Below are 15,248 nucleotides of genomic sequence, written 5' to 3'. Positions count from 1 at the left end.
ATCGGTTGCAGGGGGCGGTCGTCCGACCTGGATGACAGGCCCACTCGCGGCAGCAGTCGCAGAGTGGTTTGGCGTCTTCATCGGGTTCGGCAGTATGGCGGCGGGGCAGCGAGAACGGCTCAGTGAACTGGTGGCCGCGGCGGTGAAGCGGGCGGGCGTGCGCGCGGTGGTACAGGCGGGATGGGCGGAACTGAGCTGCTGCGGCGCCGACGTCCTGGCCGTCGGCGACATCCCGCACGACTGGCTGTTCCCTCGCACGGCCGCCGCCGTCCACCACGCCGGGGCAGGTACCACCGCAGCCGGACTGCGAGCCGGAGTGCCCGCCGTGCCCGTTCCCGACATGGCCGACCAGCCGTTCTGGGCGTCCCGGCTGTACCGGCTGGGAGTCGCCCCGCGGCCTGTGCCGTTCCAGAACCTCACTGCCGAAGCCCTCGGCGACGCGATCACAGCCTGCCTGTCGGAGCCGGCCCACGGCCGCCGCGCGACCGAACTCGCCGCCGGGATCGCCGCAGAGGACGGCGCCGCTTCGCTGCTCGCCCACATCGGCTCGGAGAGCGCCGGGTGAACCCGGAGGATCCCTCATCACCGTGCTGCTGTGCCAGCCTCTCCGAGGCACCCGTGCACGCCGCTGGCGAGGCACCGTGAAGCACTGCGCCGACCTCGCGGAGGTCGCGGCGCACAGACCGGGGGACGCGAACGAACCCTGCGCGACACGGTATCGGTCAGGGGGCGGCGGACGTCAGCACCTGCCGGGCCGCCCTGTCCTCTCGCAACCGCAGGGCCTTCCACTCGGCCACCACGTCCTGGTTGCCGTCCAGCCAGCGCTGCTGCATCGCGGCGAGCCGGGCGTAGGCACGCTCCAGGTAGCCGGTGCGCTCCTTGCACTCCAGGTCGGCGCGGACCGAGGGATGGGTGGCGGGGTTCGTGCCGGGCGGCAGACTCCGGTCGAGTTCCCGAGGGTTGGCGGCGGTGACTCCGGCGCGTGCCATGCACGTCCGCCAGCGGGTGTCGGCGGCGCGGAAAGCCGGGTCCTTCTCCAGCGTCCGCAACGCGTCCCGCTCCCCCTGGTCGAGCCTGAGCCGCAAGGTGAGGTCCCCGGCCCGCCCTTCCCGGCCCAGCAGCCGGGTCTGGGCCTCGGCGAGGCAGCCCGTCGCGGGCCGCGTCACCCGCAGCACCTTGTTCCGGGCGGAGATCGTCCGGGCGGGGTCGCCGTACAGCGCGCGGTCGAAGCGCTCGTCGCGGGGTCGCTCGTTGGGCACCGGCTCCCGGGTGTCCGAACCGCCCGGCCGGTCGAGGGTCTCGATGCCGAACAGGTCCGGGCCCGTACCGGAGTCCGCGGCGGCCGCGGGCGCGGGGTCGTAGCGGAAGCCGCGGGCGGCCATGCACGCGGCCACCAGCCGCTGTTCCGCCTGGTGGACCCGTCGCGAGGCGTCGGTGGGCGCGTGGAGCAGTCCGTGCAGCGGCAGTCCGGCCCGCAGCGCCGTGGGCGCCGGCTCGGGCCGGGCGGACGGCTGCGGGGACGCCGGGGTACGGCCGGTCAGCGCCCAGGCAGCCGTCGCGGCCAGGGCGAGCGGGAGGAGCAGCAGCAGGGCGACGCCCGTACTTCGGCGCGATCTGATCGGTGGCATGGTGGGCCTTCCCTCCTTGGTCCGGGACGGTGGCCGGCCTGGCTGGGTCGGTGGGCGGACGGGGCCGGGAGGCGGCGCGGTGATCGCCGCCTCCCGGCGCCCGGCCGGCGGGGGCCGCTCAGAAGCAGTTGACGCTGGTGGTGCCGCGCAGCCGGAGCGAGCTGGCCCGGTCCTGCAGGCTGCTCGGCAGGTAGTCGACGTGGGACCCGGGGTTCACGCAGAACAGGAAGCCGCCCCAGTCGCTGCCGACCCCGGTGTAGTAGTGGCTCTCGTACCCGCCGGTGCTGGAGTTGCTGGCGGAGACCACGTTGTTGTGCACGGTCGCACCGCCGCCCGCACGGCCGGTGAGCTGGTTGAAGGTGTCGTTGCGGAAGTCGGTGTCGGAGTTGAAGTAGGAATGGCGGGCCGAGTTGTTGATGCCCAGGTAGTAGACGCAGTGGTACCCGGACGCGCAGTTGGGGCCGGCCGAGGCGGGGGTCGCCCCCAGCAGGAGTCCCGCCGACGCGGCCATCGCGGCCAGAGAGCTCACTGCCGCAAGCCTCGTACGTGTACGCATGCTTCCTCCGTTGTCCGTCGCCTTGGTGGTACGTCGTCGTCCACCCGCTCCGTGGGCCCTGGTAGGGCAGGGCCTCTCGGTGGGCGGTCGCGAATCTACGGCCGGGCGCGGGCGCGCACATCGGGGCAGGCCCTGAGTCAGGCGCGGAGGTAGGTGACGACGGCCTGGACCCGCCGGTGGTAGGCGAGGCCGGGTTCCAGCCCGAGCTTGGTGAAGATGCTGCGGATGTGGGTCTCCAGCGTCTTGCCGCTGATGTCCAGGATCCGGGTGATGGCGTCGTTGGAACGGCCTTCGGCCATCGCCGCGAGCACCTCGCGCTCGCGGCGGGTGAGACCGTCCAGGGGGCTGTCCGGGCGTCGGCGGTCGAGCAGCCGGGCCACCACCTGCGGGTCGATGACGGACTCGCCCGCCGCCACCCGTTCGAGTGCGTCGTGGAGTTCGCCGACGTCGGCGATCCGGTCCTTCAGGAGGTAGCCGAATCCGCGGGGAGAGGCCGCGAGCGCGCGGACCGCGCCGCCGGTCTCCACGTACTGCGAGAGCAGGAGCACCCCGACGGCGGGGAAGCGGGCCCGAAGCTCGGTCGCCGCGGCGATGCCCTCGTCGGTGTGGGTCGGGGGCAGGCGGATGTCCAGCAGGACCACGTCGGGGGCGTGGTGCGCGACCAGCGCCGGCAGGCCCGCGCAGTCACCGGTCTGCGCGGCCACCTCGATGCCCGCATCGGTGAGCAGCCGCACCAGTCCCTCCCGGAGCAGAACGGAGTCCTCTGCCACGATCACGCGCACGGCAGCTCCGCCCTGACCCGGGTGCCGCGGTGCGGGCCGTCGCCGATCCGCAGCACCCCGCCCGCGGCGGCCAGCCGGTCGGCGAGCAGGCTCAGCCCGGTGCCCCGGGCCGGGTCGGCACCGCCGGTGCCGTCGTCGGTGACCTCGACGACCAGCACGGCCCCCTCCCTGCGGACGCAGACGCGGACGCGTTCGGCGTGGGCGTGCTTGACCGCGTTCGACAGTGCCTCGCAGACGGTGAAGTAGGCGGCCGACTCGATGACGGGCGGATACCGGCCGGGTTCGGCGGTCACCTCGACGGGCAGCGCGGAGCGTTCCGCCAGCGCGGTGACGGCGGGGCCGATGCCCTCGCGGGTCAGTACGGCCGGGTGGATGCCCTGGGCCAGCTCCCGGAGGTCCTCCAGGGCCTGGCGCAGGGTCTCCTCGGCATCGGCGACCGCCCGGTGCAGTGCCGCGTCCTCCCGCGGCGCCCCGGCCGTGTCCGCCCTCTCGTTCCCCCCGTCGCCCCGCAGGACGAGGGAGCCCGCCCGGCGCAGGGTCATCAGGGCCAGGACGAGCCGCGTCTGCGCACCGTCGTGCAGATTCCGTTCCAGTTGCCGTCGTTGCTCGTCGGCGGCCCGCAGCAGACGGGAGCGGGCCTCGGCTGCGTCCTCCTCGCGGGCCCGCATCTCCGCGCGCAGCCAGGAGGTCCGCAGGCACAGCCGTACGGCGGCGCCTGCCGCGGCCAGCAGTTCCGGCTCGTCGTCGAGTGCGGAGTCGTGAACGAGCACGGCCTCGAAGCCGTACTCCGCACCCCTCCCGCCCAACCGGGTGGCGCTGAGCGCCGGATCCGCCGGAGCGGGCAGCAGCAGCGGACGCCCGTACGGATCGATGTAGCCGTGCGCGACGGTCCCGGGGTCCTCGGCGTCCGCCGGGGCGCCGGAGACAGCTGTTGCGGTGGTGAGGGCTCCGCCCGTGGTCCGTAGCCCCAGACGTACCGAGGGGTCCCCGAGTGCCCGGGCCAGGACCTCCTGCAGGCGCCGCAGACCGGGATCGGCGGCGGCCTCGGTCACCAGGTCGGCGACGGCGGCGCGGCGCAGCCGCATCCGCAGCAGCCCGGCCAGGAAGGCGAAGGGTACGGCGATCTGGCTCAGGTCGGAGGGCAGGGCCAGGACGGTCGCGGCAGGGCCGAGCGCGCCGGGCGCCATGACGTACAGCATCTCCCAGCCGATGAACGCGACCGCCACGGACAGGGCGATCCAGGCGGGCATCAATGTCCGCCTGCGGGCCGGCCCGCCGGCGCGCCAGCGGCCCACGAGGCGGACGGCGCAGCACAGGGTGAGCACCACGCCCAGCCACCGGTAGCCCAGATCGACCGCGGCGAAAAGGTTCGGGTCGGAGTGGAGCAGCAGGGCGTTCGGACCGCAGGACCGGCAGTTGAGATAGCTGGCGGTGTCGGCGGCCGCCGGGTCGTAGAGGAGGGTACGGAGCAGTCCGCCCACGCCGACCAGAAGGTAGCCGGCGGACACGATGCGCCGGTCGGTGGCGGCCGTCGTACGGCCCTCCGGATAGGCGAGGAGGAGATGGGCGAGGACGGCCAGGTTCAGGGCCTCCGTCCAGGCGCCGAGGGCGACGACGAGCGGCACGCTCGTGCCCTGCAGATTGCCCAGGAACCAGGTGAGCCCCACGGCCAGCATCAGCGGGCCGGTGCGGTTGGCCGGTCTGCGCCACCAGGCGGCGAGCCCGGCGCCCGCGTAGGACCAGCCCACCGCCAGATCCCGCAGGACATCGGTCCAGGAGGCCCCCGCCCTGCCGTAGGCCCAGGCCCCGCAGCAGCCGACCGCCAGGGCCGCCGTCGCGCCGAGACCGAGCCGTCGGCGGATCCCCTCGTCACCCGGCGACGAGGCCGCCGCTGCCACTGCCACCAAGCCGCCCCCCCGGACCCGCGGCCGAAGCCGCCGCCCCGCCCCTCTCGATGCCAGGGCGACCCTACGGAATCCGTGCGTGTGCACGCCAAAGCGAGAGGAGACATCCGGACAGCTCCGCCCTGCCACCGGGAGAGGCCGGCCTCGCGCGGGCGACACCACCACCGAACCGCGCCCCGACGCCCGACGGGTCGGCGCGCCGGCCCCACGTCTTGCCGTCCTCGCTGACGAACAGCACGCTGCCGCACAGCCGCGCGCCCTGCGGCCCACCGAGGAGTTCGCCGCCGCGATCCCCGAGCCACAGGGCGGGGGGCGGGGCCATCTGGCCCTGGCGCCACTGGCTTCGCTACCATCCCGGCTCCGGACTGCTGGGAGGCTGCGGTGGGCGAACGGTCGGTCCGCACGGTCGAATTGCCTCTGGGGACAGTGGCGGCGGTGAGGTGACCGGCGTGCAGATCCGCGAGGTGGACAAGAGGCCTGGGCGGGCCGGTCACGGCGGGCGGCCCCCAGCCCGGGCCGAGCGGCCGTTCTCACGAATGCCGGACACCGTGCGGGCCGTGGCGCCGGACATCGTGCGGGCCGTGGCGGAGAGCCCCGTGCCGCGCTTCCGGGAGCCGGCCGAGGAGGCCTGCCAGGTCACTCCGGGGCCCGCGGCGCCGCTGTCCGCCGAGGCGGACGTCCTCATCGCCGGCACCGCCACTGCGGCCGATTCTCCCCTGAGGCTGACCCGGAACCGGCCTGACCCGTGGCCCGCACCCGCCGTTGACGCCCGGCGCGGCGTGCACAGCTGACCGGCGGGGCTCACGGGAGTGGCGGGGTGTCGGTGAGGGAAACGGGGGCCGAGTCCGGTCGGGGGCGCCTTCGCGCAGCGCGGACGAGGCGCCGGCCGTCGCGGTCGTACGGGTCGCCGCGCAGGACGGGACCGTCTGCGGCGCGGGCGCCCTCGTCCCGCCTGATCTGGTGCTGACCTGCGCGCACGTCGTGTCGGACGCCCTCAGACGCCCTCGGCGGGACGTGGTGGCCGCCGGCGCCGTGGTCACCGTCGACTTCCCGTCGGCCGTGCAGCGGCCGACGCCGGCCGCTGCACGGCCGAAGTCGAGCAGTGGATACCGATCCGCCCCGACCGCACGGGGGACGTGGCCCTGCTGCGGCTGCGCGAGCCCGTCCCCGGAACGAGACCGCTGCCGATGGTCGACCCCGACCGGGTGTGGGAACACGGTGCGCGCGCGGTGCGGTTCACCGGCGGCCAGCCGACCGTGCTGTGGTCCCGGGGCCGGTTCAGCGGGACGACGGAGGAGGGCTGGCTCCAGCTCTCCCGCGCCGCCGGCCAGGACACGTCCGGATACCCGGTCCGTGATGTGACGAGGCGGCACGCGGAACACGTGCACCACTCCGTCCGCCGACGGTCAGTCGGTCAGTCGGCCGTGTCGGGGTGCGGCGGGTCTTCCGCCAGTTCCTTGATCCGCAGCAGACGCGTCTCCCAGGAGCGGCCGATACGGTCCAGCTCGCGGGCCAGGGCGCCGAGCCGGGTGCCGACGGCGAGATGGACGACCTCGCGTCCGCGCTGCTCGGACTCGACCAGTCCCACCTCTCGCAGCACCTCCAGGTGCTTGCCGATCGCCTGCCGGCTCACCGGCAGGACCCTGGCCAGGGCGGACGCCGACATGGGGCCCTCACCGAGCCGCGTGAGGATCTCCCAGCGCACGGGGTCGCCGAGCGCGGCACACACGGCGGGAAGGGCGGGGGCGGCCACGGGCGCCTCGCCGGGGTCGCCGGGCCCTGCTCCACGAAGGCTTTCGCGGCCGCCAGCTCGGTGAGCCGTCCCTCGTCGTTGCCTTCGCGCTGCTTCAGCCACGCTGCCGGATCGTCGGCGAGGCCGGAGAATCCGCTCTCCACCACGCGCAGCGTCACACCGCCGCCCGCCCGCTCGTCGATCCAGAACTCGACCAGCGTCGAGGGCGTGGAGCCGTCGCGGAACGGGGTTCCGATCCAGCGGAACGCCGCGTAGCGAGGCTTGTCCGACGTCACCGTCCGGAACCGGAACTCGCCCAGCGACGGGTGGCGCACCACGGCCACGTCGCCTTCGTGGCGCAGGTCGGGCTCGGCCTCGACCGTGCCGTCGTTGATGTACCAGCCGGGCCGGGCGACCAGCTCCCATACCCGCTCGGCCGGGGCGTCGATGTCGATCTGCCGGGCGATGCGGGGCAGCTCCGCCAGTTCCGCACCGATGTGGGTGGTGTCATTCATGGGGTCCCTCCTTCGCCCAGTGCCTGCAACTGAACGGTTGCAGGCTGGGACAAGTGCAACCGCAAGGTTGCGATAGGTGCGGTCGCGTCGCCCAGTCGCACCGGGAAGGGCCGGGTCGTGCCTGGTCAGGCTGTCGCCGCCCGTCAGCCTCAACCGCACCGGCTGCACGGTCGGCGCCGCCGTGGGCGGGCTGCCCCGGTCGGTGTGACCGGGCAGTTCGGCCGGCGCTCGGTACTCCCGGTCGGCGGCCTGGCCGTCACCACCGCCGGACCGGATTCCCCGATTCCGCTGGTCGATCTCGTCCGTGCCGCGCCGCACGACGCTCTGCTGTGGCCCACCTCCGGTCTCGGCGTGGTGATCGGCCTGTTCGAGTGGCAGGTCCGGGGATTCGTGCGGTCCCGGCAGGCGCGCCGTCCGGCGGGACGGCGTACGTCCCGCCGGACCGGGTTGAAAATCTAACGCTCGCTCAATATGTTGCGACTGTTCAATTTTTTTCTCGTCCGGATCCATCGACCGGAGGTGCCCTCCGCCGTGGCCAATCCCTACCGCGAACTTTTCCGCGCCCCAGGCTCCGTCGCCTTCTCCGCCGCCGGCTTCGTGGCCCGTATGCCGATCTCCATGACCGGCATCGGGATCATCACGATGCTGTCCCAGATGCGCGGCGAGTACGGGCTCGCCGGAGCCGTCTCGGCGACCTTCACGCTCTCCATGGCCCTCTTCGGGCCGCAGGTCTCCCGCCTCGTGGACCGCGCGGGGCAGAGCAGGGTGCTGCTCCCGGCGACCGGCGTCAGCGTCGTCGCCATGGCGGCGCTGCTGCTCTGTGCCCGCTACGACGCCCCCGTGTGGACGCTTTTCGTCTTCGCCGCGCTCGCCGGCACCCTGCCCAACATGGCCGCCATGGTCCGGGCCCGGTGGACCCATGTGTACCGGGACTCGCCCCGGCTGCACACCGCCTTCTCCTTGGAGTCGGTCGTGGACGAGCTGACGTTCGTCGTCGGCCCGGCCCTCTCCGTGGCGCTCTCCACGGCGGTCTTCCCGGAGGCCGGCCCGCTCGTCGCCGTCGCGCTCCTGGCCATCGGCGTGCTGCTCTTCGTCCCGCAGAAGCGGACCGAGCCGCCGGTCCACCGGCCCGAGGGGGACACCGGCTCGGGCGGATCCGCCATCCGTGTCGGCTCCGTCCGCCTGCTGGCCCTGGTCCTCGTCGCGGGCGGCACCATCGTCGGCACTGTCGACGTGGTGAGCGTGGCCTTCGCCGAGGAGCAGGGCTCACCCGCCGGCGCCGGCATCGTGCTCTCCGTCTACGCCGTCGGTTCGGCCCTCGCCGGACTGGTCTTCGGCGCCCTCAAGCTCGCCATGCCGCTGCCCCGGCTGCTCGCCCTCGGCGTCACGGGCACGGCGCTCACCACCCTGCCGCTGCTGCTCGTCGGCAACATCGCCACCCTGGCCGGCGCCGTCTTCCTCTCCGGCATCTTCTTCGCTCCGACGATGATCGTCGTCATGGGCCTCATCGAGAAGACCGTCCCGCCGGCCAGGCTCACCGAGGGCATGACCTGGGCCATCACCGGCCTGAGCGTCGGCGTGGCGCTGGGCGCCGCCGTCTCCGGCGCGATGGTGGACCGGTACGGGCCTCCGGGGGGCTTCGCCGTCGCCATCGCCGCAGGCGCCGTCGCCCTGCTGCTCGGACTCGTCTCCCAGCGGCCGCTCACCCGCCGCCTCGCCGCCCGCGAGGCCGAGGCCGGGGCCGGGGCCGGGGCCGAGGCCGTGAGCGAGGCGGGCACCGGGACCGGCGGGCAGGCCGCCGCCGGAGGCGGGACCGCGGCGGGAGACGGTGCATCCCCGTCCGCGCGCGGCACCGCCGGTGGACTCCAGGACGCGGCCGGACCCGGCCCCTGACCAGGAGGTACGGTCTATGGAGCAGCCGGGCACAGGGGCGAGGAGCGCGGGAGTGAAGGTGATCGACCCGACCACGGACGGCCGTCGCCTCAAGGGCGAACGCCGCAAGCAGGAGCTGATCGAGGCGACCATCCGCGTGGTGGCCCGGGAAGGGGTGGCCGGGGTCAGCCACCGGGCCGTCGCCCGCGAGGCCGGACAGCCCGCCACCGCCGCCGCGTACTACTTCAAGAGCATCGACGATCTGCTGACCGCCGCGCTCACCCGCTGCATGGAGCAGGACGCCGAGCGCATGCGTGCGCTCGCCGCCCGCACCAAAGCCTCACCGGCCGGGCTGCGCGAGCTGGCCGAGCTGATGTGTGCGGTGGTCACGCGCCCCGACCACCTGCTCGCCGAGTACGAGCTCTATCTGCTGGCCGCCCGCCGCCCGGAGCTGCGCGGCCCCACCCAGGACTGGCTGGCCGCCGTCGGCGAGTTCGGCGCCCGCTACACCGGCGACCCCGTACGGCTCCGGCTGCTGGCGGGTGCCATGGACGGGCTGCTGATGCAGGCTCTGCTGACGGACCGCCCGCCCACCGCCGACGACTACGAAGCGGTCCTGCGGCGGATCCTGCTGTAGCCGGGTCCGCCCGGCACCGACTTCGCCGACGGTGCCGGGCCGCCCGCCCCGCCCGTCCGCGCGCCCCCGAGCCCCGGACACGCCGGCCCGGGAACCGGCGCCCGCCCGGACCGGCCCGGCCGGCCTCCGGCACCCCGAGTCGCCGTCCATCCGGGCCTCCGGCGCCCCGAGCCTCCCCGGCCCGGGCTCCGGCAGCCCGGCATCTGCCCGGGTCCCCCCGTCCCTGGCCGCGCTCATCCCGGCACCACAAGACCCACCAGCCACCAGTCACCATCCCCCAGTGAGGAGATCCCGCCTTGTCCGCCCACCCCTTATCGCTCGACACCCTGACCCTCCGTCACCGCATGGTGCTCCACCGCGCCCTGCACGTGCTGCGCAGCCGTGAGCACTGGTCGCCCTACCCGGAGGACCCGCAGGATCCCGTCGCCTACGGCGACCAGGACGCCGCCGCGGGAGAACGCGCCTTCCACCGCCTCCTCGAAACCGCCTTCGAGTTCGGCCAACCCGGCCGCGACGGCATGGTGGGCCCCGCGCCCGAGGAAGGCGGCGAAGTCTCCCCATACGGCTTCCCGCTCCGTATCGCCTACCCCCACAGCGATCCGGCCGTGCTCCTCCCTGCCCAGCGGGCCGCCATGGCCGGGTGGCGCGCCGCGACCCCGCTGGAGCGGGCCGCCGTCTGCGCGGAGATCCTCACCCGGATCAACGCCCGCAGCCACGAGTTCGCCCAGGCCGCGGCCCACACCAGCGGCCATGGGCCCGTCATGGCCTTCCACGCCGGAGCCGTCCACGCCCAGGACCGCGGTCTGGAGGCGGTCGCCCTCGGCTACCGCGAACAAACCCGGCTGCCCGCCGCGTTCACCTGGCGCAAGCCCCTCCCGGGCGGGCGGGTCTTCGCTCTCGACAAAACCTTCACCATCGTCCCCCGAGGCATCAGCCTGCTCATAGGCAACGCCGTCTTCCCCGCCTGGAACGGCTACCCAGGACTTTTCGCCTCCCTCGTCACCGGCAACGCCGTCCTCGTCAAGCCCCACCCCCGCGCCGTGCTCCCCCTGGCCCTCACCGTCCGGGTCTGCCGCGACGTACTGCGCGAGACCGGTTTCGACCCGGACCTGGTCTGCCTCGCCGCCGAGCGGCCCGCCGAGGAACTCGCCCAGCGCCTCGCCGTCCATCCCGACGTGCGGATCATCGACTACGCGGGCAGCTCCGCGTTCGGCGCCTGGCTCACCGAGAACGCCCCGCAGGCGCAGCTCCACACCGCCACTTCGGCCGTCAACCCGATCCTGCTCCACTCCACGTCCCGCTACCGGGACATGCTCGCCAACCTCGCCTTCACCCTCGCCCTCTACAGCGGCCAGCTCTGCACCAGCCCCCAGAACCTTTTCGTCCCGCGCGACGGCATCGCCACCGACGAGGGCCACAAGACGTACGACGAGGTGGTCACCGACCTCGGCACCGCCCTCGACACCCTGCTCGCCGACGACGAACAGGCCGCCGACATCCTCGGTGCCCTCTACGCGCCGCACGTCCTGGACCGGGTCGAAGCCGCGGACCGAGGGCGCCTCGGACCTGTCGCCCACCACACGCGGGCGGTGACCCATCCCCGCTTCCCCGGTGCCGTGATCCGCACTCCCGTCGTCGTCCGCCTGGACGCGGGCCGCGCCGCCGACCTGTCCACCCTGACGACGGAGTGGCCGGGGCCCGTTGCCTTTGCCGTCGCCGTCGAGTCCACCGAGGCCGCCGTCGCCCTGCTGCGGCGGACCGCCCGCGAGAAGGGCGCCCTCTCCGCCGGCGCCCACACCACCGACCCGCGCGTCGAGCGCGCCTTGGAGGACGCCTGCGCCGACACCGGCGTGATGCTCTCCCTCAACCTCACCGGCGACTGGTATCTGACCCAGTCCGCCGTCTACTCCGATCTGCACGGCACCGGCCTCAACCCCTCGGGCAACACGACCTACGGCGACACCTCGTTCGTCACGGGCCGGTTCCGGACCGTCGCGGTGCGCCGCGCGACCGACGCCGCCTGACGCGCCCCCGCGCTGGACGTCACCCCAAGGAGGCACCCGTGTTCGTCACCGCGCTCGACCTTCCGCTGCGAGGACGCGAGCGCGAGCTGTCGTACATCCGCGACATCCTCGCGTACGGCCGCACCGGAGGAAACGCCCTGCTCGTGATCGAAGGGCCGCCCGGATCCGGCAAGACCCGGCTGCTGCGGGCCTGCGCCGCGATGGCGGAGGAGATGGGGTACGCCACCCCGGACGGCCATCCCCGGCCCGCGCGGCGCCCCGCCCTCGCACGCGGCCGGCGCGGCCGGCCCGAGCCGGGCGTCACCCGCCACCGGCCCCACGTCCGCCTGCCCAGCGGGCGGCCCCTGCTGCTCCTCCTCGACGAGGCCGACCGGCTCGGCGACGACGCCGTCGAGACGCTCCTCGCCCGGCGGGCCGGCCTCCATGGCAGCCCTGCCGTCACCGTGGTCGCCCACGGCACCGGCCGGGGCCCCGAGGCGCTCGGTGCCGTCCTCGGCCCGCCCACCGGCCGGCGCGGCCACCTCTCCCTGGGCCCGCTCGACGCCGCCGCCGCTGCCCTCGTCGCGGCGGACGTCCTCGGCATGCCGCCGTCGCCCGCGCTGATCCGGCTGCTCGACCGAGCCCAGGGCCACCCCCGGCTGCTTGTCGCCCTCCTCACCGGGCTGCGCGAGGAGCACGCCCTGCGCGAGGTGGACGGCGAGGCCCACCCGGTGTCCCGGACGCTCCCGCAGCGCGTCCGCACCCAGGTGGCCGCCACCATGGCCACGTTCTCCCCCGACTGCCGGCAACTCCTGCGCACCGCGGCCGTGCTGGGCCCCGAGCTCGAGTACGAGGTGCTGGCCCCACTGCTGCGGACCTCGCCCACGGGCCTGGTGCGGCTGCTGGACGAGGCGACCGCCACGGGTGCCGTGCACAGCGACGGCACCCGCACGGTGTTCCGGGGCGACCTGCTGCGCCGCGCCATCGCCGAGACCGTCCCCGACTCGCTCAGGCGGGCCCTGCTGAGGGAGGCGGAACAGGTCCGCCGCGCTCACGCCCGCGACGCCGACGCGCCGGTCGCGGCGGGGATACCGCTCAACGACCGGCAGAGCGCGGTGATCCGCCTGGTGGGGGAGGGCCTGACGAATCAGCAGATCGCCCGCCGTCTCGACGTCTCCCCGCACACCGTCAACTACCACCTGCGCAAACTCTTCGGCAGCTACGGCGTCCGCTCCCGCATCGACCTGCTCAGGGCCGTCGAGAACCAGCGCGACGGCGCCGACTGCGGCTGAGGAGCCCCGGACACCGGCCCGGTGGGCGCCGGCCCGGAGGAGACCCGGACGCCGAACCGGAGCATCCCCGTCCCACGGGACGTCCCGGAGGGCGGCCGACAGGACGGCCCGGTCCCCGCGGTCGTCGGACCGCGGAGACCGGGCCGGTGCGCGCGCCCGTGTCTCAGACCCGTGACACGTGACGCGCCGCCTCCGGGGCTCCCGCCGGTCCGGTCGGCGCCTCGGCCGAGGCCGGCGCCTCGGCCGTCAGCGGCGCCAGATACCGGTCCAGCAGCGGGTCCGGCAGGAGCCGCGCCAGCACGCTCAGCCGGCGGACGTCCGCGCCGACCCGGTAGCGGGCCCTCGGGCGCGGCTCCGTCAGCGCCCGGTGGACCGCGTCCGCCATGTCCCCGGTCGTCGTAGGGCTCCGTGCCGCCTCGCGCTCGTTCTGCTCCAGGAAGCGCTCGAACCGTGCCCGGTACAGCGCGGCGACCTCGCTGTCGGCGCTGCGCAGCGCCTCCCGGGCCACCTCGGAGACCTTCCGCCAGATCGGCGTCATGATCGCCCCCGGCTGCACCACGCTCACCGCCACGCCGAAGCCCCGCAGTTCGCGGCGGAGCACATCGCTCATCGCCTCCTTCGCGAACTGCGCCGACGCATACGCTCCGAGGAACGGGAGCGCCACCGTGCCCAGACCGGAGGTGACGTTCACGATCCGGCCCCGAGCCCGCCGCAGATCCGGCAGGAACGCCTGGGTGACGGCGAGCTGGCCCACCACATTGGTGTCGAGCTGCCAGCGCAACCGTTCCGGCGGGACGCACTCCAGCGGCGCCGACACGCACACGCCTGCGTTATTGACCAGCCCCCACAGCGGCCGGTCCGGGCCCAGCAGCCCGCCCACGTACGCCGCCGCCTCCCGGACGGACACCTCGTCGGTGACGTCGATCCGTACGGGCGTGATCCGGCCGTACGCGGACGCGCCCGCCACGTCCGCGCCGTCGGCCTCCCTGCGTACGCCGGCGAGAACCCGGAAACCGGCTCGCTCCAGGCGGAGCGCGGTGGCCCGGCCCAGGCCCGTCGAGGCCCCGGTCACGAGCACCGCCCGGCCGTCCGGCGCCACCCGGCCGTGGTCAGCCCGCCTGCGGGACATGCCGCACCTCCTCGCGTGCCGAAGCGGCCGGCGGCACGGAGCCGCCCGGGAAGGTGAGGGAGTCCTCCAGGATCGCCGTCAGCTTCCGCGCCGGCAGGAAACGGAAGTACGCGTCCCGGACCGGTCGCCGCACCGGGTTCTCCGACTGCTCGAAGTCGGACACCGACCGGGAGGCCGCCACCATGGCGCGGGCCCGCTCCCGGCGCTCGTCCTCGTACGCCCGCAGCGCCGCCGGAACGTCCCGCGCGCCGCGCAGCCGCCGCGCCAGCACCACCGCGTCCTCGATGGCCATGCCGGAGCCCTGCCCGAGGCTGGTCAGCATCGGATGTGCCGCGTCCCCCAGGAGCGTCACCGGTCCCCGGCCCCAGCGCTCCAGGAACGCCCGGTCCCGGGACGGCACCGCGAGAATCGCCTCCTCAGGGGTGACCTCGATGGCCCGGCACACCTCGTCGGCCCAGCCGCCGAAGGCCCGGGCCACCTCCTCCTTGCCGCCCTTCCAGGCGTGCGAGCGGCCGGCCGGCATGTTCTTCGTTCCCCACCAGTAAAGGAGCCCGCCGCCCATGTCCACGAGCCCGAACCGCTGCCCGCTGCCCCAGTAGTGGGTGACCGACCCGGGGGTGAAGCGCGGATGCTCGAAGGGGGTGAGCGCCAGCCACACCAGATACCCGCTGTCCCGGGACTCTTCCGGCCCCACCAGGCGGCTCCGCACCGCCGAGTTGAACCCGTCGGCGCCGATCAGCGCGTCCCCCTCGGCCTCGTGGCCGCCGGCGAACCGGACCGTCACCCGCCCGGTCGCCGGGTCCACCGAGAAGTCCTCGGCGGTCGAGCCCAGCCTGAGCGGAATCCCGTCGGTGGCCTCCAGCAGCGCCCGCTGGAGCGCGGAGCGGGTGATCAGCACGCTCGGCACCCCGAGCCGGCGGATGATCGACGGGAAGGGGAACTCCCGTATCAGCCGTCCCCGTGCCGTCCGCACATGGTAAGAGCGCAGCACCTCTCCGCGCTCCTCCAGCCGCAGGTCCAGGCCGGCGGACCGCAGGGCGGCGATCGCGTTGCTCATCACCGACAGCCCCGAGCCAGCGGCCCGCAGCTCCGTGGCGCGTTCGTGGACCTCGACGTCCCATCCGGCGTCACGGAGGGCCGCGGCGGCGGTCAGTCCGCCGATGCCCGCCCCGACGACCAGCGCCTTTCTCCTGCTCAT

At 74.5% G+C, this 15,248-nt stretch carries 15 protein-coding genes; 7 read left to right on the top strand and 8 right to left on the bottom strand.

What is annotated here, in order from left to right; genetic code table 11:
- Nucleotides 1-94: 94 nt before the first annotated feature.
- A complete protein-coding gene (locus ACLGIH_RS00320) occupies nt 95-565 on the top strand; it encodes a glycosyltransferase (RefSeq protein ID WP_416523184.1) in 471 nt (156 codons plus the stop codon).
- Between the two features lie 157 nt (nt 566-722).
- On the opposite strand, the gene ACLGIH_RS00315 is transcribed toward ACLGIH_RS00320, so the two are convergent.
- The 4 genes from ACLGIH_RS00315 to ACLGIH_RS00300 form a co-directional block, all read right to left on the bottom strand.
- Nucleotides 723-1,628, bottom strand: coding sequence for a hypothetical protein (locus ACLGIH_RS00315; protein WP_416523183.1), 906 nt, complete (start codon nt 1,626-1,628; stop codon nt 723-725).
- A 118-nt stretch (nt 1,629-1,746) separates the two neighbouring features.
- The gene (locus ACLGIH_RS00310) at nt 1,747-2,157 is read right to left on the bottom strand and encodes a hypothetical protein (protein WP_416523182.1); all 411 of its coding nucleotides are present in this window, start codon (nt 2,155-2,157) and stop codon (nt 1,747-1,749) included.
- Between the two features lie 164 nt (nt 2,158-2,321).
- Nucleotides 2,322-2,960 carry a LuxR C-terminal-related transcriptional regulator gene (locus tag ACLGIH_RS00305; protein WP_416523181.1) on the bottom strand — a complete coding sequence of 213 codons (639 nt, stop codon included), beginning with the start codon at nt 2,958-2,960 and terminating at the stop codon, nt 2,322-2,324.
- A complete protein-coding gene (locus tag ACLGIH_RS00300; protein WP_416523180.1) occupies nt 2,957-4,870 on the bottom strand; it encodes an ATP-binding protein in 1,914 nt (637 codons plus the stop codon). The genes ACLGIH_RS00305 and ACLGIH_RS00300 overlap by 4 nt, the downstream gene beginning before the upstream one ends.
- Nucleotides 4,871-5,427: 557 nt before the next feature.
- On the opposite strand from ACLGIH_RS00300, the gene ACLGIH_RS00295 reads away from it, so the two are divergent.
- Nucleotides 5,428-5,661 carry a hypothetical protein gene (locus ACLGIH_RS00295; RefSeq protein WP_416523179.1) on the top strand — a complete coding sequence of 78 codons (234 nt, stop codon included), beginning with the start codon at nt 5,428-5,430 and terminating at the stop codon, nt 5,659-5,661.
- A gap of 623 nt (nt 5,662-6,284) precedes the next feature.
- Here ACLGIH_RS00295 and ACLGIH_RS00290 read toward each other — a convergent pair.
- The gene (locus ACLGIH_RS00290) at nt 6,285-6,575 is read right to left on the bottom strand and encodes an ArsR/SmtB family transcription factor (RefSeq protein WP_416523178.1); all 291 of its coding nucleotides are present in this window, start codon (nt 6,573-6,575) and stop codon (nt 6,285-6,287) included.
- A complete protein-coding gene (locus ACLGIH_RS00285; protein WP_416523177.1) occupies nt 6,500-7,117 on the bottom strand; it encodes an SRPBCC family protein in 618 nt (205 codons plus the stop codon). The genes ACLGIH_RS00290 and ACLGIH_RS00285 overlap by 76 nt, the downstream gene beginning before the upstream one ends.
- A 204-nt stretch (nt 7,118-7,321) precedes the next feature.
- Here ACLGIH_RS00285 and ACLGIH_RS00280 point away from each other — a divergent pair, with 204 nt between their 5' ends.
- The 5 genes from ACLGIH_RS00280 (at nt 7,322) to ACLGIH_RS00260 (ending at nt 12,921) form a co-directional block, all read left to right on the top strand.
- Nucleotides 7,322-7,576 (top strand): hypothetical protein, encoded by a 255-nt coding sequence (locus ACLGIH_RS00280; protein WP_416523176.1) that lies wholly within the window; start codon nt 7,322-7,324, stop codon nt 7,574-7,576.
- Nucleotides 7,577-7,648: 72 nt separating this feature from the next.
- Nucleotides 7,649-9,010 carry an MFS transporter gene (locus ACLGIH_RS00275; protein WP_416523175.1) on the top strand — a complete coding sequence of 454 codons (1,362 nt, stop codon included), beginning with the start codon at nt 7,649-7,651 and terminating at the stop codon, nt 9,008-9,010.
- A 52-nt stretch (nt 9,011-9,062) separates the two neighbouring features.
- Complete coding sequence (locus ACLGIH_RS00270) at nt 9,063-9,626, top strand: TetR/AcrR family transcriptional regulator (protein ID WP_416523174.1); 564 nt, start codon at nt 9,063-9,065, stop codon at nt 9,624-9,626.
- A gap of 296 nt (nt 9,627-9,922) precedes the next feature.
- Nucleotides 9,923-11,650, top strand: a complete 1,728-nt coding sequence (gene paaN, locus ACLGIH_RS00265; RefSeq protein WP_416523173.1) for a phenylacetic acid degradation protein PaaN — start codon at nt 9,923-9,925, stop codon at nt 11,648-11,650.
- Between the two features lie 38 nt (nt 11,651-11,688).
- A complete protein-coding gene (locus ACLGIH_RS00260) occupies nt 11,689-12,921 on the top strand; it encodes a helix-turn-helix transcriptional regulator (protein WP_416523172.1) in 1,233 nt (410 codons plus the stop codon).
- Between the two features lie 163 nt (nt 12,922-13,084).
- Here the strand turns inward: ACLGIH_RS00260 and ACLGIH_RS00255 are convergent, their stop codons facing one another.
- On the bottom strand, nt 13,085-14,050 hold the full coding sequence (locus ACLGIH_RS00255; protein ID WP_416523171.1) for an SDR family NAD(P)-dependent oxidoreductase: 966 nt from the start codon (nt 14,048-14,050) through the stop codon (nt 13,085-13,087).
- Complete coding sequence (locus tag ACLGIH_RS00250; RefSeq protein WP_416523170.1) at nt 14,031-15,248, bottom strand: FAD-dependent oxidoreductase; 1,218 nt, start codon at nt 15,246-15,248, stop codon at nt 14,031-14,033. The genes ACLGIH_RS00255 and ACLGIH_RS00250 overlap by 20 nt, the downstream gene beginning before the upstream one ends.

The organism is Streptomyces hamibioticus (assembly GCF_047946815.1).
Classification (GTDB): domain Bacteria; phylum Actinomycetota; class Actinomycetes; order Streptomycetales; family Streptomycetaceae; genus Streptomyces.
The sequence above is the reverse complement of the archived record's forward strand: the minus strand, read 5'-3'. Positions and strand labels throughout refer to the sequence as shown.